This is a genomic window from uncultured Capnocytophaga sp. (assembly GCF_937936315.1).
Taxonomy (GTDB): Bacteria; Bacteroidota; Bacteroidia; order Flavobacteriales; family Flavobacteriaceae; genus Capnocytophaga.
This window is the reverse complement of the sequence record NZ_CALGWU010000013.1, coordinates 25,496-47,107: the sequence shown is the minus strand read 5'-3', so window position 1 is coordinate 47,107 and position 21,612 is coordinate 25,496. Positions and strand designations below refer to the sequence as shown.

Annotated in this window: 14 protein-coding genes; 3 read left to right on the top strand and 11 right to left on the bottom strand. The window is 38.5% G+C overall.

The window, feature by feature from the left end:
- Window positions 1-106: 106 nt before the first annotated feature.
- On the top strand, window positions 107-640 hold the full coding sequence (locus Q0162_RS02050) for a hypothetical protein (protein ID WP_297888330.1): 534 nt from the start codon (window positions 107-109) through the stop codon (window positions 638-640).
- The gene (locus Q0162_RS02045; protein ID WP_297888327.1) at window positions 637-1,137 is read left to right on the top strand and encodes a hypothetical protein; all 501 of its coding nucleotides are present in this window, start codon (window positions 637-639) and stop codon (window positions 1,135-1,137) included. The genes Q0162_RS02050 and Q0162_RS02045 overlap by 4 nt, the downstream gene beginning before the upstream one ends.
- A gap of 87 nt (window positions 1,138-1,224) precedes the next feature.
- Here Q0162_RS02045 and Q0162_RS02040 read toward each other — a convergent pair whose 3' ends face one another.
- The 4 genes from Q0162_RS02040 to Q0162_RS02025 all read right to left on the bottom strand — a co-directional run bounded on the left by Q0162_RS02040 (window position 1,225) and on the right by Q0162_RS02025 (window position 10,446).
- Window positions 1,225-2,853, bottom strand: coding sequence for an acyl-CoA carboxylase subunit beta (locus tag Q0162_RS02040; protein WP_095902146.1), 1,629 nt, complete (start codon window positions 2,851-2,853; stop codon window positions 1,225-1,227).
- Between the two features lie 92 nt (window positions 2,854-2,945).
- Window positions 2,946-5,702 (bottom strand): excinuclease ABC subunit UvrA, encoded by a 2,757-nt coding sequence (gene uvrA / locus Q0162_RS02035; protein WP_297888314.1) that lies wholly within the window; start codon window positions 5,700-5,702, stop codon window positions 2,946-2,948.
- A gap of 132 nt (window positions 5,703-5,834) precedes the next feature.
- Entirely contained in the window at window positions 5,835-7,307 is a 1,473-nt protein-coding gene (locus tag Q0162_RS02030) for a RagB/SusD family nutrient uptake outer membrane protein (RefSeq protein ID WP_297888311.1), read from the bottom strand.
- Window positions 7,308-7,320: 13 nt separating this feature from the next.
- A complete protein-coding gene (locus Q0162_RS02025; protein WP_297888308.1) occupies window positions 7,321-10,446 on the bottom strand; it encodes a TonB-dependent receptor in 3,126 nt (1,041 codons plus the stop codon).
- A 355-nt stretch (window positions 10,447-10,801) separates the two neighbouring features.
- Here Q0162_RS02025 and Q0162_RS02020 point away from each other — a divergent pair, with 355 nt between their 5' ends.
- Window positions 10,802-11,695 (top strand): WYL domain-containing protein, encoded by an 894-nt coding sequence (locus Q0162_RS02020; protein WP_297888305.1) that lies wholly within the window; start codon window positions 10,802-10,804, stop codon window positions 11,693-11,695.
- Here Q0162_RS02020 and Q0162_RS02015 read toward each other — a convergent pair.
- From Q0162_RS02015 to Q0162_RS01985, 7 genes are all read right to left on the bottom strand, one after another.
- Window positions 11,692-12,351 (bottom strand): hypothetical protein, encoded by a 660-nt coding sequence (locus Q0162_RS02015; RefSeq protein ID WP_126371943.1) that lies wholly within the window; start codon window positions 12,349-12,351, stop codon window positions 11,692-11,694. The genes Q0162_RS02020 and Q0162_RS02015 overlap by 4 nt on opposite strands.
- A 126-nt stretch (window positions 12,352-12,477) precedes the next feature.
- A complete protein-coding gene (locus Q0162_RS02010; RefSeq protein ID WP_297888298.1) occupies window positions 12,478-13,260 on the bottom strand; it encodes a hypothetical protein in 783 nt (260 codons plus the stop codon).
- Between the two features lie 442 nt (window positions 13,261-13,702).
- Window positions 13,703-14,698 carry a hypothetical protein gene (locus Q0162_RS02005; protein WP_297888295.1) on the bottom strand — a complete coding sequence of 332 codons (996 nt, stop codon included), beginning with the start codon at window positions 14,696-14,698 and terminating at the stop codon, window positions 13,703-13,705.
- A gap of 115 nt (window positions 14,699-14,813) precedes the next feature.
- Window positions 14,814-16,133, bottom strand: coding sequence for a hypothetical protein (locus Q0162_RS02000; protein WP_297888292.1), 1,320 nt, complete (start codon window positions 16,131-16,133; stop codon window positions 14,814-14,816).
- A 113-nt stretch (window positions 16,134-16,246) separates the two neighbouring features.
- The gene (locus Q0162_RS01995; RefSeq protein WP_297888290.1) at window positions 16,247-17,986 is read right to left on the bottom strand and encodes a hypothetical protein; all 1,740 of its coding nucleotides are present in this window, start codon (window positions 17,984-17,986) and stop codon (window positions 16,247-16,249) included.
- Window positions 17,987-18,123: 137 nt separating this feature from the next.
- Window positions 18,124-19,584, bottom strand: a complete 1,461-nt coding sequence (locus Q0162_RS01990) for a UDP-N-acetylmuramoyl-L-alanyl-D-glutamate--2,6-diaminopimelate ligase (protein WP_297888288.1) — start codon at window positions 19,582-19,584, stop codon at window positions 18,124-18,126.
- A gap of 4 nt (window positions 19,585-19,588) precedes the next feature.
- Entirely contained in the window at window positions 19,589-21,607 is a 2,019-nt protein-coding gene (locus Q0162_RS01985) for a penicillin-binding protein (RefSeq protein WP_297888286.1), read from the bottom strand.
- Window positions 21,608-21,612: the final 5 nt, after the last annotated feature.

Here is a 21,612-nt window from a genome sequence, read left to right as displayed (position 1 = left end):
AAAAAATCATAGAAGACAAAAAATATTTTGGAGGGAAACTCAAGAAAGTAGAGGAGTTGATAGACACTATTAAAGAGCAATTATAAAACCTTAAAAAGAAGTTATTATGCACTTATATCCTTCTATATCTTCAGAGTTAGAACTGGCAGGGAAACTTATAATTCCTTTGTTAGTATTTCTCTTAATTGCTTTCGTGGCAAAAAAAGTAGAGAATAAATCTATTTTCTCTCTACTTGAAATCTTATTAGCATTGGGCATAATGGTCTATAATATAGCTGTAGGAATCTTTTTATTCCGGTGTGTGCGACCAATAATTCCCTATTGGGAGTTAGATCTTATAGAATGGTATCCTGTACCTCTATTTTTTGCGTTTTTCATTTTAGTATTTAACATCCTTTTCTTGCTCAGGTATAGAAATAAACTCTATGAAAATGTATTGTTTGTGCTGAGTTTAGGATTGCTGTTATTTACGCTCTATGAGTTTGTAGTTACCAAACCTTTTAAGCAACAAGATGGAGCTGAATTCTTATTAGATGAAAATCTTTTAGAACACGCCCCTCTACTAAATTTTATAATTAATATAGCAGTAAGTTTGTGTTTTATACTATTTATTATATTCAAAAGAAAATCAAAACTATGAAAAACACCCTTTGGCTTTATAAAAATCCTTATCAGATAGAGATAAGAGAAAAGGAAGCACACCCACCACAAGTAGCGGTTTATCTCTATCAGACAGAAGAGGAGATTAAAAACATAGTCCTCACGGGAGGAGGGAGCGTGAGCAGTCTGTGGGAGAAAAGTGCGCTGTTAGACGGCGATAGACTGCTCATAGCTTGTGGCAATGAAGTATTTTGTATTCTCTTGCCTTCTTTAGAACTCCTTTGGCATACGCAGGTGGATATGGCTACTTGCTTTGAAATAATCCCCTATCAAGATGATTATATTACCCACGGCGAGGTGGAGATAGTACGCCTCAACAAGCAGGGCGAAATCCTCTGGCAGTTCAGTGGCAAGGATATTTTTGTCTCGCCCATAGAGCGCACTCACGCTTTTAAGATGACCCCACAAGGTATTGATTTAGTAGATTTTAATTATGAGGAATACCACATTGATTATGACGGAAAATTAATAAAGTAATTTTCTTATTCATAACCCAGCAGTTCTTGCAGGTTTACTTACATACCCAGCTGTGAGCCCTCGCTGGCTTTATCTCTTACCTGTTACCTAAACTTGTATCACTCCTAAGTTAAACGCTCTTTCAATGGGGGCATTGTTGGCAGCTTCTATACCCATTGCTATCCATTGGCGGGTTTCTAATGGGTCGATGATGGCATCTGTCCAGAGGCGAGCAGCGGCATAGTAAGGTGATATTTGCTCGTCGTATTGCTCTTTGATATGCGCAAAAAGAGCAGCTTCTTTTTCAGGGGTAAGCTCTTCACCTTTTTTCTTTAGGTTAGCAGTTTCTATCTGCAAGAGCACTTTAGCAGCTTGTGCGCCCCCCATTACCGAAATATTTCCACTGTGCCACGATACGATAAGACGCGGGTCGTAAGCCTTACCACACATTGCGTAGTTGCCTGCTCCATACGAATTGCCTATGACCACTGTAAATTTAGGCACAACTGAGTTAGCCACAGCATTCACGAGTTTAGCCCCATCTTTGATAATCCCTCCGTGTTCTGATTTAGAGCCTACCATAAAACCGGTAACATCTTGCAAAAAGAGCAAAGGTATTTTCTTTTGGTTGCAATTGGCTATAAAGCGGGTTGCCTTGTCGGCACTATCCGAGTAGATTACACCTCCAAATTGCATTTCCCCTTTTTTAGTTTTCACCACTTTGCGCTGGTTGGCAACAATGCCTACTGCCCAACCCTCAATACGCGCATAGCCCGTGAGGATGGTTTGTCCGTAACCTTCTTTATATTCGTCAAATTCTGAATTGTCTACCAATCGGAGGATGATATCTTTCATATCATAAGGCTCTGAGCGCAGTTTAGGCAAGATACCGTAAATTTCGTTAGGGTCTTTCAGCGGTTTATGCGCTTCAATGCGGTTAAAGCCTGCTTTTTCGGCATCGGCGAGTTTAGCCATTGTACGGCGTACACGGTCGAGGGCATCTTTATCATCGGTTGCCTTATAGTCGGTTACACCACTGATTTCGCAGTGGGTAGTCGCGCCGCCTAAGGTTTCATTATCGATATTTTCGCCTATAGCAGCTTTTACCAAATAGCTGCCTGCCAAGAAGATACTTCCCGTTTTATCTACTATCAGTGCCTCGTCGCTCATTATAGGCAGATAAGCCCCGCCTGCCACACAACTGCCCATTACCACTGCTATTTGGGTGATGCCCATACTGCTCATCAGGGCGTTGTTGCGAAAGATGCGACCAAAGTGTTCCTTATCGGGGAAAATTTCATCTTGCAAAGGCAAGTACACCCCCGCACTATCTACTAAATAGATGATAGGCAAGCGATTTTCCATTGCAATTTCTTGAGCGCGTAGGTTCTTTTTAGCTGTAATAGGAAACCACGCACCTGCCTTTACGGTAGCGTCATTGGCTACTACTACACATTGTTTGCCAGCAACATAGCCTATCACTACCACTACACCTGCCGAGGGACAGCCGCCGTGTGCTTCGTACATTCCTTCACCGGCAAAAGCGCCTATTTCTATTTGAGGTTTATCTTTGTCTAAGAGATATTCTATGCGTTCACGAGCCGAGAGTTTGCCTTGGCTGTGTAATTTTTCGAGGTTCTTTTTGCCCCCGCCTTCTTTTACTTTTTTCAGGCGTTTACGCAACTCGCTAAGGGCTAATTTATTGTAATCTTCGTTTGTATTGAATTGAATGTCCATATTTGATTAATATTGTACATTTTACATTTTACCATCATCGGCAGTTACTCGAAAAATTCGAGCAACTGAAGTTTCTTCTAATTCTTTCATCGCTATTTCAGTTTTAAGTATTTACCTGTGTAGCTTTGTTTGTTTTTAGCGATTTCCTCAGGGGTGCCCGTCGCTACGAGATTGCCTCCTTTGGCGCCGCCTTCTAAACCTAAATCTATTACATAGTCGGCTGATTTGATCATCTCGGTATTGTGTTCGATAATGATAACCGAATGCCCTTTTTCTATAAGGGCTTGCAATGAATCTAAGAGTTTGCGAATGTCGTGAAAGTGCAAACCGGTGGTAGGCTCATCAAAAATGAACAGCACTTTTTCTTTGCTATCCGATTTTGATAGGAAAGAAGCCAATTTTATCCGTTGGGCTTCCCCACCCGATAGGGTAGAGGAGGACTGTCCCAGTGTTACATACCCCAACCCTACATCTTGTAAAGGTTTGAGTTTTTCGGCTATTTTGGTTTGTTTGTGTTTTTGGAAAAAGGCTACAGCATCATCGATAGTAGTGTTCAGCAGGTCATCTATATTTTTGCCTTCGTACATCACCTCAAGGACTTCTTTTTTGAAGCGTTTGCCCCCACAAGCCTCACAAGTGAGGTGCACATCAGCCATAAATTGCATTTCTATGGTTACTTCACCCTCTCCTTTACATACTTCGCAACGACCTCCATCTACGTTGAATGAGAAGTGTTTGGATTGGAAATTGCGCATCTTTGCCAATTTCTGATTAGCAAAAAGGGCGCGAATATCGTCGTAAGCCTTGATATAGGTAATAGGATTTGAACGGGACGATTTACCAATAGGATTTTGGTCTACAAACTCCACACTTTGCAAGTGCTTGTATTTGCCTTCTATTTTGGTAAACTGACCGATTTTCTCTCCGCCTAAGTCTAATTCTTTTTGAATAGCAGGATAGAGCAATTTTTTCACCAAAGTAGATTTTCCGCTACCCGATACCCCTGTAACTACCGTGAGCATATCCAAAGGAAAAGTAACATCTATGTTCTTAAGGTTGTTCTCGCGGCAGCCTATCAAAGTGATGTGTTGAGGAGAGGTGCGCCGTTTTTTGGGTACTTCAATTGACAAACGTCCGCTGAGGTATTTCCCCGTAAGGGTATCGGCTTTTAGAAGTTCTTTATAAGTGCCTGCTGCTACCACTTCACCGCCGTGCGTTCCGGCTTCAGGACCTATGTCGATAATATAGTCAGCAGCTTTCATAATATCCTCGTCGTGTTCTACCACAATCACCGTATTGCCTAAATCGCGCAAGGATTTTAGTACGCCTATCAGTCGTTCGGTATCCCGCGGGTGCAAGCCGATACTGGGCTCATCAAGTATATACATAGAGCCTACCAAACTACTGCCTAAGGAGGTTGCTAAGTTGATACGCTGGCTTTCCCCCCCTGAGAGCGTGTTTGATTTTCGGTTGAGGGTTAAATAGCCTAAACCTACATCGGCGAGGAATTGCAGGCGGTTGTTGATTTCTAACAACAATCGTTTGGCTACCTCTTGCTCATAGTCGTTGATTTTGAGTTCTTTAAAGAAAATTTGTAGTTCTTCAATAGGCAATTCTACCAAGTCCGAAATGCTTTTGCCAGCTATTTTCACGTAGTTAGCCTCTTTGCGCAAACGCTTGCCGTGGCATTCGTGACAACGCGTTTTTCCGCGATAGCGAGCCAAGAGTACTCGGTTTTGTATTTTGTAACTTTTGTCCTCTAACTCTTTGAAGAAATCGGTGAGTCCTGTGAAATATTTATTGCCGTCCCAAACTAATTGTTTCTGTTTATCAGTGAGTTCAAACCAAGGTTTGTGTATGGGAAAATCGAATTTATAAGCATTGTTCACTAATTGGTCGAGATAAGAGCCCATAGTCTCACCACGCCAAGGGTAAATTGCCTTTTCGTAGACTGAAAGCCCTGTGTTAGGTATGATAAGCTCTTCGTCAAGACCAATAGTATCGCCATAGCCATCGCATTTGGGGCAAGCTCCATAAGGGTTGTTGAAACTGAACAAGTGTACGTTAGGCTCTAAAAAAGTGATGCCGTCCAACTCAAACCGATTGCTAAAATGCGTTTGCACCACTCCATCTATTTCTTGAATATAGCACTCGCCTTTGCCTTCAAAAAAAGCTGTATCCACGGCATCGGCAAGGCGGTGCTGAAAGTCTTCGTCGTGACGCACAATCACCCTATCTACTACCAATTGGAAATTGTCGAGATTCTTAGGCAAATTGTCTTCCTCAAGACGGATGATTTCTTCTTTGTATAGAATGCGTGCATAGCCCTGTTGTAAGAGGAGTTTGAGCACTTGCTCTACGGTACGGTCTTTGGGGATACTCACAGGGGCTAAAAGCAACAATTTTGTGCCTTCGGGATAGCGCATCACCGCATCTACCACATCGGTAACGCTATGTTTTTTTACCTCTTGACCTGAAATAGGAGAATACGTTTTCCCGATACGTGCGAAGAGTAATTTTAAGTAGTCGTACACCTCGGTAGAAGTGCCCACGGTAGAACGAGGGTTAGAGGTGTTTACTTTCTGCTGAATAGCAATAGCAGGGGCAATCCCTATGATATTGTCTACTTTGGGCTTGTCTAACTTACCCAAAAACTGACGTGCGTACGACGATAGGCTCTCCACATAACGGCGTTGCCCTTCGGCGTAAAGCGTGTCAAACGCCAATGATGATTTACCTGAACCTGAAAGCCCTGTAATCACCACCAACTGGTTGCGGGGAATCCCCACGGTAATATTTTTAAGATTGTGCAGTTTAGCACCCTTTATAAGAATTTCTCTGTTTTTCATTTTTAACTATCAAGGGGGCAAAGTTACGACTAATTTGCTAATTAGCCAATGCTTGCGCAATATAAAAAAGAACTACCCAAAAAGTATTCTTCTTTAGGTAGTTCGTGTCTATTTAGGTTTTTGTGTTATTTTTTATTCGTTTTGTACTATTAGTGAGTTTGCTTCTATTTCGTCTTGTGGTATTTGGTATACCCAACGTTTATCGCCAGCGGGTACTGTTATCATAAAGATATGGTTGCTGCCTGCCTCATTTCGGTCTACACCTAAATGCCAACGTTTGAAATCGAAGAATGCAGTACCTTCACCCCATAGTTCTATACGGCGCTGTGTACGTACTTCCTCTCGCATAGCCGCTTGAGTTGTAGCAGTGAGGGTGTAAGAAGGGTCTCGATAAATGCGCATAAAGTCTTCTAAGGTAGTCTTGGCAGTAGTCAAATCGTTTTGCTCTACTAAAGCCTCTACATACAAGAAAAAAGGGTCTTCTATACGTATAAAGCAGTAATCACTCAAGAAACGTTGATCGGTAACGTATTTCACATTAGCGTAATCGGGAAGTCCATAACGATCGGCTATTGTAGGGAAGAGCGTACTATTGATGTACAATTTTTTGCGCACATCGGTATCGGCTATTTTAGCGTAGAGATTGCTATACATATTCTTATAAGCTCCTGAACCACCAGCATAACCCTGTGTTATAGTATTGTCGATATGCGAATAAAAAGAGCCCCAAGAGGTTGTTGTCTGCTGGGTAATATCATACCCCCAAAGCCAAGAGGTGTTACTAATATCCCATTTAGCGCCTTGCACTTCAGCCATTGATGTATAATTGAAATCGCCTGCGTTGAGCACGATTTGCGCGTATTGGGCTACCTTTGCCCACTCCTCTTTATGAGCGTATACTTTGGCGAAATAGGCAGCGGCAACAGCTTTATCTACATCTTCTTTGCTTTCGGTGATGGTAAATCGGGCATCATCTACCACTGATAGGTCTTCTTCCATTTGGCGGTATACTTCAGCTACTGTGGCACGTGGCAGTTTGCTATCGGTAGGTTTGAGCATTAGTGGAACGCCCAATTTTGTTTCGTTACCCTTGTATGATTGTTGATATAAATTTACCAAATAGAAATAGTAAATCGCGCGTAACGATTTGAGTTCGGCGTATTTTTGGTAAAGCACTTGCTCGGTAGGTGTTTCAGTAAAATAATCGGCTAACACTTTGTTAATTGCACTGATTTGTCGGTAGAGAAAAGACCACATAAAACTGGTACGCCTATAGGTAGCATCTCGCATATCGAAATAATAGTCATAGCCGAACCAATGATACGAAGCTTGCACCATATCAAGCCCTGTAAGGTCTGACGACATATGGATAGATTTAAGCCCAAATGAATCGTCATCGTCATAACTGCTTTGTTCGGCTACATTGTTGTTGTAAATACCGTTGAGCTCTACTTGTAACAAGTTGGCTTTGGTTTCTACATTAGTTTTGAGTTCCTCTTTACGCTGGTCGGTGAGGTATTCGTCTACCTTAGGGTCGAAATCACTCTTAGAACAAGCAGTTATAAGTAGAGATACAAGAGTGACGGAAAGTATATGTTTTTTCATAGCTTTTACGATTTTAAAAATTGAGTGTTAATCCCATTGAAACAGTGCGAATAGGGCTGTATACAGCATCGTCGTTATCACCTGCCAAGCTGGTGCGAGGGTCTAATCCTTGTCGTTTGCTCCACAAGTACACGTTATCGGCAGTGAGGTAGTAACGCAATTTAGTAAGTCCTAATTTTTCTACTATTTCTTGTTTGAAAGTGTAGCCTAAGCTCACATTGCGCAACGATAAATAGTTTGATGATACCATAAATCGGTCGGAAAGGCTAAGCATTTTTTGGTTTGCAAACTCCAATCGAGGAATGTCGGAGGTAGTATTTTCAGGAGTCCAACGATTGCGTATATCGGTATGCCAAGTTCTACCCAAGTCGCCAGAGTGCATTAGGTTAGCGTACTGAGAGTCGTAGAATTTACCACCGAATTGATAAGAGAACTGTATGGCAAGGTCGAAATTATAGGCGCTGAGCGTTGTGCCAAAGCCTCCTTGCAAATCGGGGATAGAGGTACCAACATATTGTTTGCTAGAACTGTCGTAATCGGCACTGCCTTTTAACTCATATTCACCCGTAGTCGCATTTTTTACGTAAAATTGCGCATCACCATTAGCAGGATTTACGCCTCCCCATTTCACCATATAGAAATCGTAGATACTACCCCCCTCTTTTAGTATTTGATAGCCGCTTGAAAGTCCTTTTTCGCGCAATTCTTCAGGTAGGCGAGTGATTTCGTTTTTGTAGTGCAATCCGTTTAGCGAGATTGTCCACTGCACATTGTCGGTGCGTACTGGGGTTATTCCTATAGAAAATTCAAATCCTTTGTTCATCATATCGGCAACGTTGCGCGGTTCTGAAGAAAAACCAGTAGAAGCAGGCAGCGGCATATTGAATAACAAATCTTTAGTTTTCTTTATAAAATAGTCTGCCTCTAAGGTAAGTCGGTTTCTAAAGAATCCTAATTCTATCCCTGCATTGAGGTTGCCACTCTCTTCCCAAGTGATATTGCGATTGCCTTTATAGCTAGCTTCAAGCCCTGGGGTATTGCCATTGGTACTTACACTATAGAGCGTCATATAAGGTACGTAGGAACGCCCACCCCCAGGGAGGTAAAGAGCATCGTTACCCTGTACACCATAGCTGAGTTTTAGTTTTATCAAATCGACGAATTTCGCTTTTTCTAAGAATTTTTCTTCGCTGAGCAACCACGATGCCCCAACTGACCAGAAAGTACCCCAACGATTTTCGGGAGCAAAAACCGAAGACCCATCGCGACGCAAACTGCCTGAAAGATAATACTTATGTTTGTAATTAGCATTTATCTGACCGAAGTAACCTTCTACAAAATAACGACGGGAGTATGAAGTGAGTGAACTGAGCACAGCCGCATTGTTGAACTCACTATTGCGCGGATCTACGAAATTTTTCTTAGACCCTTCAATGGTACCAAAACGCTTCAGATAAGTTTCGTGTCCTAAAAAGGCTTCAAAACCATAGTCGTCCCAGTTTTTATTATAGCGCAACAATTGATTGAATGTCAGTACTATATTATCCGATTTGTACTTAGTAGATGCCCCACCATAGTTCTTGCCAGCTCCACCTAATGGGGTAGTGAAGTAATTCACATCGTAGAAATTGGCATAGAAATTACCATTGGCAGAAAGGGTAAGATTTTTATGTAATGTTGCATCTAATGAAAGCGCCTGATTGAAATAGTAATCGCGATTGTAGTTCAAGTTTTCGCGTTGTGTTGCCACGGGATTGGTATTATCGTTGAATTTTCGGGTAATCCCATAGTCGTAAGTACTCAAGCGATTGCCATTGGCATCGTGTTCATAGATAGGGTAAATAGGAGCGATAGTGCGCGTCCACGCAAAAGGGTTGTCGTAGCCATTATCTTCTGTACTTCCTTGTTGTTCAGTATAAGTAATCATTGAAGAAGCATTGGTTTTAAGCCAAGAAGTAATATCCCCCTTATAAGAAAAACGAGTTGCATAGCGATTGAAATAAGTATTCATATTATACCCTTCATCGCCTAAATAACCAAAAGAAAAATAGAAACTATTGTGTTCTGTACCTTTGGTCATACTCAAATTGTGTTCTTTGCGCACACGATTGTTGAAGAGCGCTTTCTCCCACTGGTTGAAAGTTGCCGCATCGGAATATTTGATAGAAGCTGCAGGGTTGAGTTTGCCGTTAGGAAGCACCACTTGGTCATCGGCTACATTATAGATGTTGTAACCACTACCCACATTGCCAATGAGCGACTTACTAGCATTGCTGCGCGCCAAGGCATCAGCCTGATTTTGAGTGTACAAATTCTGATTGTAGAGTGCAGACCAAAGGGTTTCGTAGTATTCGGCTGGGCTGCTGATGATGTCATACTCAGGAATACCGCGATAGTTGAAGCCCAACTTACTGTCTAAAGTGATAGATAAGCGACCTTTAGAACCGCTTTTGGTAGTTATAAGTACCACCCCATTAGCGCCGCGAGCCCCATAAAGTGCTGAAGAAGAAGCATCTTTTAGTACGTTCACACTCTCTATATCGCTGTTGTTGATAGCGTTGAGTGTTCCTTCAAAAGGTACACCATCTAAGATGATAAGTGGAGAACTAGAAGCATTGATAGAGCCAATCCCCCTAATGCGGATAGCCGAACTACTCCCTGGTTGCCCTGAAGAAGTGGAAATTTGTACCCCTGCTACAGCCCCCTCTAAAGTTTTGGCTACATCGGTAGTTTGTTTAGCCTGAATAGTTTCGGCTTTGATAGTAGCCATAGAGCCTGTAAACGATTTTTTATCGGTAGTACCATAAGCGACAGCCACTACCTCAGTACCTTCAAGCTCAAGTACATCAACAGAAAGAACGATGTTTAGGTTGTGTTCCTTACCTACTTTTACCTCTTTAGGAGCATAGCCGATAGTTGAGAATACCAAAATATCCCCCTGATGAGCTTTGATTTCAAAGTTTCCATTCCAATCGGTAGCCATACCTTTATTGGTGCCTTTGATAACAATAGCAGCCCCAGGCAATTCTAGACCGTCCTGATCTTTTACGGTTCCTTTGATAGTTACTTCCTGGGCTATTAGCCAAAAAGGAAAAAGTAAACAGAAGATAAACGAAGCGATTTTGTGTGTGTTATCCATACTTTTATTTGTTTTAACGGCTCAAAAGTATCAATATCTTTCGTAATAACAAAGTGAAAGTTTCAAAATTAACAAAGATTAACTATTTAACACTTTTTTATAACATTCTTGATTTTTAACAGAATATCAAAATAGAAACCGCTGTAAAGATATTTTTTGAAAGATTGTCAGTTTTGAAGGTTGTTTATTGAAGAAAACGCAAAATTAATGACGAATGACGAATTACGAATGACGAATTACGAATGACGAATTACGAATGACGAGAGACGAATGACGAGAGACGAAATTTTAAAGGTGTATATATAGTTTCTTAATAATTTCGTACATTTGCCTCATAAACTAAAAAAACAAAAAAATGGATAAATTACTACGTATCATACACCTATTGCGATTTATACGCGATTGTAATAGAAAAGGAATTTACCCTAACTACCAACAAATCTATAAAGAAATGGATAGTTATTTAGGTGAAAAAGGGTATAACCGACAATTATTTGAGCGCGACAAAGAGACAATACGCGATGAATGGCACTATGATTTGAGATTTGAGGATGAAACTTATGCGCTATACGAAGATGAAAACCAGTTGATAGTAGACGATCTATTGGCAGCTTACATCTTGTTTATCGTGCAAAACCAAGACGGCAAACTACCTGAATGCGTGATTACAGAAACTCGTCAGCATACGGGTACAAACCATATAGCCGACTGTATAGAGGCTATAGAAGCACATAAAGAACTGCACATTACTTACTATGACTACCGCGATGAGCAAACTAAAGCCTATACGCTACAGCCTTACAAACTAAAGCATAAAGACTATAAATGGTATGTGTTGGCAGTAGATAAACAAGATAACAGTGTGCCTTTTAAAGCTTTTGCCTTAGAGCGTGTGCGTTCGTTAGAAATAGGTGCTACCTTCCGCCCTAATAAGCAATTAGACTTCTACAGTCCGTATTACAATGCTTTTGGGATGTTTACCGATGCCAAAGCCGAAAAGGTAGTGTTACAGTTTGATCACCGCGATGGCAACTATCTCAAAGCCTCACCTATTCACCACTCACAGCGCGTTATAGCTGAAACCGCAACGCATATCACCTTTGAACTCTATGTAAAACCCACTCTCGACTTTATTATGGAATTGATGAAACGCAGTTGGTCGCTTACTATATTAAAACCTACTCACTTGCGAGATACTTTTGTAAAATATTGGCAAGAAGCAGTGAAGAGAAATTTGGAAGTGCGTTAATTTGTTGATTGCAGTTTTAAAAAGTTTTGCACTTCATCTGCTTTTATTATAGGAAGCTCTACAGTATTGCGATTGATTTTTTGATGGTATAAATTATGCCATTCTTGTAAAGTTATTTTGAGTAAGTTGGCTCTTTGTACTAAATTATCAGCGACTATTAGAAGATAGTTGCATAGTCCTAATAACTTAAAATAGTGTTTCTTTTCTGTTTTACCAATTGATAATACAAAGTAAATCCTTACTTTCTGACTTATTTCGAAGATGTTTTTTAAAGTCTCAAAGTGAGTAATGGCAAAGTTCTCAATATTTTCTATAAACACAATAATATGAGGAACTTTATAGCGCTTACTATGCTGTTTTTCATATCGATTTGCTATTTCTTTTTGTAAAATAGCAAGCATTTTGAACATTTTTTGTTCATCTTGTACATTGATAGAGAACATTCGTACATTTTTAGAATGCTTATGGTAGAGCATTGTCCAGCGTATTTCTTGTACTAAGAGCTGTCTTTCATCAGGGTTATTTCCCTCAATAAGTATAGGACTTATTTTAGCAATATCTACGAATTTCACTTTTTCAACAGATATGCCTAAAGGCACAGGGAGCTTCATTTTTTTGGGAGTACTAATTTGCAAAAGATCTTGAAAGGTTTCCATATTGTGTGATATTATAAGTTATTGAGGGCAAAGATAATATAGAGGCTGTATCATTTTGTGATACTATAGTAAAAAAAGAGTGCCAAAACAATTTTTGGCACTCTTTTTTAGTGTTGTAATATAATTTTAATATTTTACTGTTTTGATGTAAAATTCCTTAAAATCAATACCTGAAAGCCTATCTTTAAAACTATTAGGTGCTTTTTCTGTAAGGATTTCCAATTTATATTGGTTATTTTTATCATCTCTAGTTTTCAATTTTTCAGTAGAAAGTTTAGTGCCTATTTTGAATAGATAAACCTCTCTTTTTTCTGTGTTGTTTAACAATAACCAGCTATTGTTAAATTTGTCTTTATTAGGTTCAACCCACCAAACAGTCTTTGTTTTGTTTACATTAGCAAAAAAACAAGAATCACTAAAAGAAAAGTCTTCTACTTCTTTTGCAACTATAGCACGAATGTCTTCTTTTTTCATAGTAGACAAAACAGCTTCCTTAAAATCTTCGTCTGTAGCTTCGTCTTCAATGTTATCTATATTTATAACATCGTTAAACTCTACATTATTCTCTTTGTCATATTTTTTATGACATTCCTTACAGAGAATTTTAATAGACTTTTCCAAAGGCGTATGTTCTTCTACAAATTTCTGTAGGAAAACATCTAAATCTATCTCAATAATACCATTATCAAGATCTTTTTTACCTATCATTTTACGAACTATATCAGCTGTAATAGTAGGGCGTGATTTACCTGCAAGATGTGCAGCTTCTAAACCTGTTCTTTTGTTGCAATCAGGAGTTGAGCAGGTGGTATGTTGTTTTGCTTTCCTACTCATATTAGCAACGAGATTTCTTGTAAGAGGATTTATAATCTTATAAAATTCCTCAAAAGTGCCTTTAAAATGTGCCATTTTTTTATTTGGTTATTAATTAACGCCCCAAAAGTACTAACTATTTTTCTTGCTACCAAATATAAAATGTTAAAATTTGGGACATTAGGATAATTTTTTTCACTGTTCATTCACTAAATAAAAATAATAGTCTTTCTATTTCTGCAAAGAGTATATTGTAAACTTTGCCAAAGTGTGGAACTTCGTAAGGCTGAATACTCTTTCCCCTCTTAAAAGGGACTGTCCGAAAAGTTTTATTTGTGTGGGTGTTTGCAGCACATACCCAGCTATAGCTGGCTTTCTTACATAACATACTACAAAAGCTGTTGATAATTAGAGTAATCAACTTTGCCAAAGGTCGTAGCACGATAAGCAATTAAAATTTTGGCAAAGTGTAGCGACGCAAAAGTGATTTTGAGATTTTTTGGACAGCACCTTTTTAGTGTTGTTTGAGAAAATAATTCTACTTTTTAGTTACTTTTTGAAACCACTCTTCAAGATATGGACGATTTCTATCATACAATTGACTACATAAGAAATACTCATTCCCTCCTAATTTAAACGTTTGGGTATAGTATCTTCTATAGTTATTAACAAAAGCCTCACTTCCGTCTTTATACTTTACTAATAAAGGAAAGTTAATTTTAAAAATCGAGTTTGAGTAATCTTTAGAACAAAGATTACTAATTTCTTCAGCTGAAAGACGTTGCTCAGCTTCTAACTTTTCGAAAATCTCGATAATGCGTGCGCCTACTCCAATTTCAGTAATTTTAGAATATTCCATAGGTATATTTACTTTTACAGATTTTTCAATGACTTTTTCATTAAAAATATTAGCAAGTTTTAAACTCCTTATAAAGAATTCTGATTCATCATTAATGTTTTCAATCTTATTGATTACTTTTTGAAATATCTTATCATTGAAATCTTCATCTGTAAATAGTTTGAAGTTATATTGAAAGCCTAATAATGAAAATTCTACAAAAATCTGTTCTATTACCTCTCGTAATTTAACTGTATGTGTATTCATAGTTTTTGGAGTTGCAAAAATAATCTCAACTTTATTTTTAATTCCAAAATATCTATAAACACTTAAAGCATTTCTGATAAGTTTTTGTTTTAATTTGAGAATATTAGCTTCTAAGCCTCCTGAATAGTTTAAACCATTTTCATGAAAAGCAATTTCTACAGCGAAGATTTTATTAAAAGAAAGATTTAAATCTTCATTTAATTTTAGAGATACTCCTAAACAATCAACTTCTCCTTGAGAGAAAAATTGTTCATAAGTTTTTCCGCTCAAGACTTTAAACTTCTTGTCTAAATATTTTAACAGTCTTTCTATTTCTTTATCAGAGATAGTTTCCCAAGACTTTGAGGGTTTCCAGTTTTTCTGAACTACTTGACAATTGTTAATGTGTTTTAGCCAAGATTCAATCAAAGATTCGCCAGCATTTAACATATTTAATTTTGTTTTTTTATTAACGCCCTAAAAGTACTAATTATTTTCCTTGTTGCCAAATATAAAATGTTAGAATTTAGGGTGTTAGGGTGATTATTTTGTTGCGGTATATTTGCTACTTAACCTTATTGCGTTTGTAGTTATTATGCTTTTTGTGCATTAACTGCAACTGCATTCTATTTACAATATCTTCAAACTCTCTTTTGAGTTCTCCTTTGTCAATACTATTTATAAAGTCTTTATTGTTAGAAAGTTTAGTACCTCTTGCAGCTAATTTTGTATAAGTTCTGCTATGTAATCCTTTATTTAAAGAGGTAGTAATTTTTTCTAACTCACAATAATCAGCTTTCTTTAGCTCGCTAAGAATAGCGTCCATAGGCTTTATGTGATCAATAGCTATATCAGAAAGTTTTGTAATTTCAAAAGGAACATAAGTACTATTGTTTTTAAAGTCTTCTGAAAAAACTACTTTATCATTGATGAGTAGCTTGCCGTCTTCAGAAATTTTAAGTTCTTTTAAATGCTTAAATTCATCTGAATTTTTAGCATAAAAGAAGCGAATACCATCAATTTGCTGATTGATAATATTGTTAAAGTATTCTTTATCATTAGTTTTATAAAAATACTGTTGGATAAATCGGATAGGGAAGTAAAAATCACTCTTTTGATTAAAACGATTCTGACTAATCAATCTAAAAAAGAAGTTTTTGCGAATATCTTCGTGAGTGTAACTGTCTTTTATTTCAGTAGTAACCTCGTCTATTTCTTCATCAACAAGGTCATTGACTATTTTGTTAACAGTGTCAGGAGTAGCTTCTACAACATCAGCTATACTATCCTCTATAAAATAAAGATATTTTTTGAAGCCAGACCTATAATCCTTCAAGTTTTTTAATCCTTTAAAAGTTTCGCCTAAATAATCATCTCCTTGTTCTCTCAATCTATTAAGAGCCTCAAAGTTTTGAGATTCATAAATTTCCTTAATAATAGGGAATAGTTTATATTCGAATAAACGGTCTACATTTTTTATGTAACTTAGATAATTACTAACACTTTTTTCCACTCCATTTTTAGGTAAGTAGGCTTTAAAAGCTTCTTCCATAAAAATGTTACCAAATGTTTCTTTCTCTTTAAACTCTTCAGCCAAAAAAGCAAAATAGAGTTTTATAGCAGATTTATAGGTATGAGTACCTGCGTAAGGATTACCATTGATAGGTATATTATGTAATGGTTTTAAACCACTATCCATATCCTTGGTAGTATAGGTAAAGAGTCTATAAATTTCTTGGGTATTCCCCTTAGTAAAATACTCGTACAAGTCGTACTTTTCATTTACCTTTTTGCAATTGGTAATACGGCTATCAATTGTTCTGTCGTCATAACGATTTTCTTTTAGCCACTGTTTGAACTCTTGTTCTTTTTGTAAATTTCTCATTTTTTTTATATGGTTATTAATTTAACGCCTCAAAAGTATAATTTTTTTAGCATTCATACATTTTTTTGTTAAATGTTTACATAATTTTATTATTAAGAGCTTGAGAACGCTTTCTAACTACCTACTGCTGACTTTTGACGGCATCTAAGAAACTTCTTGTTAATCAGCTCAAAATTAACTTGCGACAATAGGATTTCTATTTCCGAAAGCAATGCTATAGGTGAAAGCTGCCAAGTGAAAATTGAATTGTTAAAAAGCTTGTGTACTAACAGTGCTTTCTCTTCTAAATTAGAAGGTATTGGCTCAACTTCTCGTAACTTCTTTACAATAAGGCTCAACTGTGGATAAGTAGCATTAGGTAAAGTGTCTAACAATGGGCATACCACTTTCTCAGGAGTGACGGCTATTGGGTTGAGTATATCATAGTCATCTTCTACAATAAAAGGCGCTAAACTATCTCCTATAGAGTGAGTGTGTAAGGGTTCACCATCAATAAGTATCTGTTTGCTTTCTTTAAGTATTTCAAAATGAGTTATACTACCTAACTTCTTAGGTGTTTCTCCTGCAAAATAGGTAATATTATCCATAACTCTGCCAAGCATTTCATTAAATAGTTTCGTTTGTAATAATCGAGAAAAATACCCTCTAATTACATTTAGTGGAAGAACTATTGCACCATCTGTACTACACAGCAGGCTTCTCATTACCAAGGGGGTATGCAAAGACTTTTTAAGGTCTTTTAAAGTCTTTCGTTCTAAAAGAATATTACTCCTATTTTCTAATATCTGTGCTATTTGTTTTTGTAGAGTTTCAGCTCTCTCTGAAAGCAATTCTTCTGGTGGTACTTTTATTTTTCCTTCTCTAAATTGTATGATCTTGTCAAAAACCTCTTCTTCAAAAAAGGGTAACAGAAGAGAAGTGCGCTCATAGCCTATTGCTCCATCTTCGTGAACCCATAGCAAATTGTTAAAGAGCAAACGATAATCAAGTAGCTGTTTTACGGTAATGCTTTTCCTCTCAAATACTTCCGAAATACCCACAATATAAATACCCTGCGCTTGGCTATCTTTCAAAGCATTTAAAAGTAGAAAATGTTTCTCAAAAAGCGTATCAGCCTCATTGATAAAGACTACTATATATGGTGAAGAAAGAGCATTTTCTGTGCGTTTTTGGTTTTCATCTACTAAGGATTGCAAAATTTCTTCAGTATCAGTAGCGGTGCTAAACGCATAAGGTGTTATAACTTGCAACATCGCAGGCGGGCAATCGTCAGCTCTTCCTATCCACACTATTTTGAGCGTTTCTGGACTGTGTTTGTAAAGCAAGGATAGCAATACAAGCTGTTGTAATTTGCGCCGATAGGTAGGGTCATCGGCTTGAATAGCCAAATGTGCTTCAGTCGTTAAATCAATCAAATGAAGAACTTTTTCGTTCATTCCTAAAGCAATAGGTAAAGGCATTGCTGACTGTTTGAACTGCTTAGAACTGAATATTTCACTCAGGTATACGAAATGAGTAGTTTTATTAGGGATAACTATCTGTACGAAACGTGAAGTCACCTCTTCGCCTACAAAATTGTAATGAGGTAATACATAACCTTTTGGGAAGGCTTTTTGTACTTTTTCAAAATCCTCATCACTGAAATAAGGTTTCATCTTTATTGAAAAGATGGTTTGCCTTCTGTCTATTTTCGGGTGTAGTGAGCCTTTAAAAGGTATCTCAATGGCTTTGAGAGTTTCTTTAATATAACACTCTTGTTGTGCTACTTCGCGCTCTAAAAGTGCACGCATCGTTACTTTAGACTTACTGAGCAGCGCTATAGGCAACTGCAATGATAGTGTATTTTTTTTCATTTGTTAGAAACTTTTAGTTTGATGCGGCAAAGGTAAAGAGGGAGGTGTACCATTTCGTGATACAGTATAAAAAAAACTTTGCTAAGAGTCCTAAAACTCTTAGCAAAGTCTAATTTCTAATTCGTAATTCCTAACTCCTACTTCTTGTACAATTCCAAAAACTCGCGGACGGTTTCAAAGTCGTCAAAATGGTGTTTTACGCCTTTAATTTCTTGGTAAGTTTCGTGTCCCTTACCGGCGATGAGGATGATATCTCCTTTTTTGGCGTTCTTACAAACGGATTGTATTGCCTGACGACGGTCGGTAATGGTTTGTACTTTGTGGAAGTGTTGTGGCTGTACCCCTTGTTCCATTTCGGCAAGAATCGTCTCAGGTTCTTCGTTCCGAGGGTTGTCGGAAGTGAGGATGACATTATCGCTGAGGGTTGTAGCGATATCAGCCATTATAGGGCGTTTGCCTTTGTCGCGATTGCCCCCACAGCCCACTACAGTAGTAAGTGTCTCGTTGTGAGTGCGTATATCGTTGATGGTTTTTAGAACGTTTTCAAGGGCATCGGGAGTATGAGCGTAATCTACGATGGTAATTACTCCCGTAGCCGATACGGCGTACTGAAAGCGCCCTGTTACCGGTTCTATAGCACTGATGAGTGTAAGCGCCTCAAGTTCGTCAATACCTAAAAGTGTAGCTGCTGCATATACCGCCAAAAGGTTATAGGCATTGAACTCCCCTATGAGTTTTGTCCATACCTCGTGCTGATTTATGCGCAACAACAAGCCGTCAAATCTGCTTTCGATGATATAAGCTTTATAATCTGAATAGGTTTTGAGAGCGTAAGTTTTCTTTTGGGCTTTGGTGTTTTGTAGCATAAAAGCCCCATTTTTATCATCGTTGTTTACTAAGGCAAAAGCGGTAGCAGGCAACGCATCAAAGAAACGCTTTTTCACATCGCGATAGGCAGCGAAGGTTTTGTGATAGTCGAGGTGATCACGGGTGAGATTAGTGAAAATACCACCTGCAAACTGTAGCCCTTCGGTGCGATGCTGGTCGATACCGTGCGAACTGACTTCCATAAAGCAGTATTTCACCCCTTGTTCTACCATTAAATGCAGATAATAATTCAGTTGAAGAGGGTCGGGGGTGGTGTGAGTAGCTTCAAAACGCTGGTCATCTACGTATACTGCTACGGTAGAGAGCAAGCCTGCTTTTTGTCCTGCTTTTCTAAACAATTGGTAGAGAAGCGTTGCAATAGTAGTCTTTCCGTTAGTGCCTGTAACACCTACTAAGGTAAGTTTTTCGGAAGGATTGCCATAGAAGTTAGCAGCGATAAGAGCTAAGGCACTATGGGTATTAGGTACAATGATATAGCTCACATCAGGGAAGAGCAATTGGGGTAATTGCTCACAGACGATAGCGGTTGCCCCACTGCGAGTGGCTTGGTCTATATATTCGTGTCCGTTAGATTGAGTGCCAGAAATAGCAACAAACATACTTCCTTTTTCTACCTTGCGAGAATCAAAGCAAACGGAAGTAATAGGTTTATCTTCTTCATAAAGAGAAGCCTTTATAGAGATGTTTTTAAGTAATGTTTTTAAATTCATAATGTTAATTAGTTAATTCTCCACACTGCAAAACTACTATGGTATTGCGCGCTACTTTGGTGCCTTTGGCAACCGATTGGCTACTTACTTTGCCTTCGCCCGAAAATTTTACTCGTAAGCCCATATTTTCGAGTAGGGCAATGGCGTCCATTACATTCATACCCGTAAGATCGGGCATTACAGTTTTGTATTTTGCAGCCTTAGCGTAGTAATCTTCATAGTTTTTAGTAGTCTTTTCCGATACATTTTCTACATCTTCTACGGTGTCCATCAACAGTGAATTAGTATAGATTTTATGGGCTATACTTTTGAATACAGGTCCCGATACATCAGCACCATAAATCCCCACACTGCGGTCGGGTTCGTGAATGACTACTATACAAGAATATTTTGGGTTGTCTACTGGGAAAAAACCTGCAAACGAGGAGATATAACTCAGTTTACTTGCATCGGCGTTGGCATAGTTCTTACGAGCAGTTCCTGTTTTGCCTGCCATCGAAAAATCGGGAGAATAAAGGCGGTGTCCTGATCCGTATGAGCGTCTCACCACATCGGCGAGCATTCCCTTAGCTTTATCAGCTGTTTGTTTAGAGCACACTTTTCCGTTGATAATCTCAACATTGAACTTTTCTATTGCTTTGTTCCATTCTTTTACTTCTTTGATCATTCGTGGTTTTACCATCACACCTCCATTGGCAATAGCGTTGTAGAAAGCCAAGCTCTGCAAGGGGGTGATTTTTACGGCATAACCTATCGACATAGATTCGAGGGTTACCCCACTCCATAGTTTGTCGCGTGGTGTAGGAATAAAAGGCTCTCCTTCTCCTAATATGGGCAAACCTAACTGCTGGTTGAGGTTCATACTTAGCAATTGGGTGGTAAAATCTGAAGGGTTTTTCGCAAATAGCGAATGTACTAACTCGGTCATCCCCACGTTTGAGGATACCGAAAAGGCTTTGTTTAAGCTAATGCGCCCTGTGAAGTGATGTTGTGAATCCTGAAAAGTCTTATCGTAGTATTGTTGTTTCCCGTCTTTTATATCCACTACATAAGTGGTGTCGATATTGCGGGTTTCCATAGCAGCGACAACTGTCATCAATTTGAATACTGATCCAGGTTCGTGAGCTTCGCCTATGGCAAAGTTATAACGCTCGGTATAGGTGTCGGTTTTTTTGTTTAACTCAAGATTGGAAATAGCTTTTATCTCGCCTGTACTCACTTCCATTACAATCACACAGCCGTGCTGAGCTTTGTATTTCTTAAGCTGGGTGAGCAGTGCGTGGTGTGCAATATCTTGTATGTTGATATTGATAGTAGAGACTACATCATAACCATCTTTAGGTTCTATAATATCAAACCCACTGGCGAGTTTCCACTGTCCTTTGGCAATTTTCTGCTCTAAGCGTCGTCCTTTAGTACCCAAAAGGTAATTGGCATAAGCACCTTCAAGCCCTACACGGGTAGTGTAACCAGTTTCATCGGTACGGGCATAGCCGATACTGCGGTGTGCAATCCCTCCTAATGGATATTCGCGTTTGATGTTTTTCTCTATAATAATTCCCCCTTTGTAAGGACCTTTGTCAAACAGTGGAAATTTTTTGATACGCGCGTATTCACTATAACCTAAGTTACTGGCTATCAGTAGATATCTGTTCTTTAAATTGCGCTCTTTTTTAAGTAGATTCAAATAGTAGTTACTTGGACGACCAAACATCTTTGAAAGGGAATCGCTCAACGGCTTTACATATTTGTTGAAATTGGCTTTAGAAGGGGCTATCCCATCCCAACGAATATCGTAACGAGTTACCGAGGTAGCCAATAAACTCCCATCATCGGAATACAAATTGCCCTGACTGGGGATAATATCAGCCTCGCGCAAGGTAGTTTCATCTACTTTGGCGCGATATTCCTCTCCTTCTATTTGTATTTTGATAAGTTTTATGGCAATCACTACAATCATTAGCAGGATTACCAATGCTACGAAATAAGTGCGAGCTGTTATTTTTTTGTCGCTTTTTTCCAATGCTT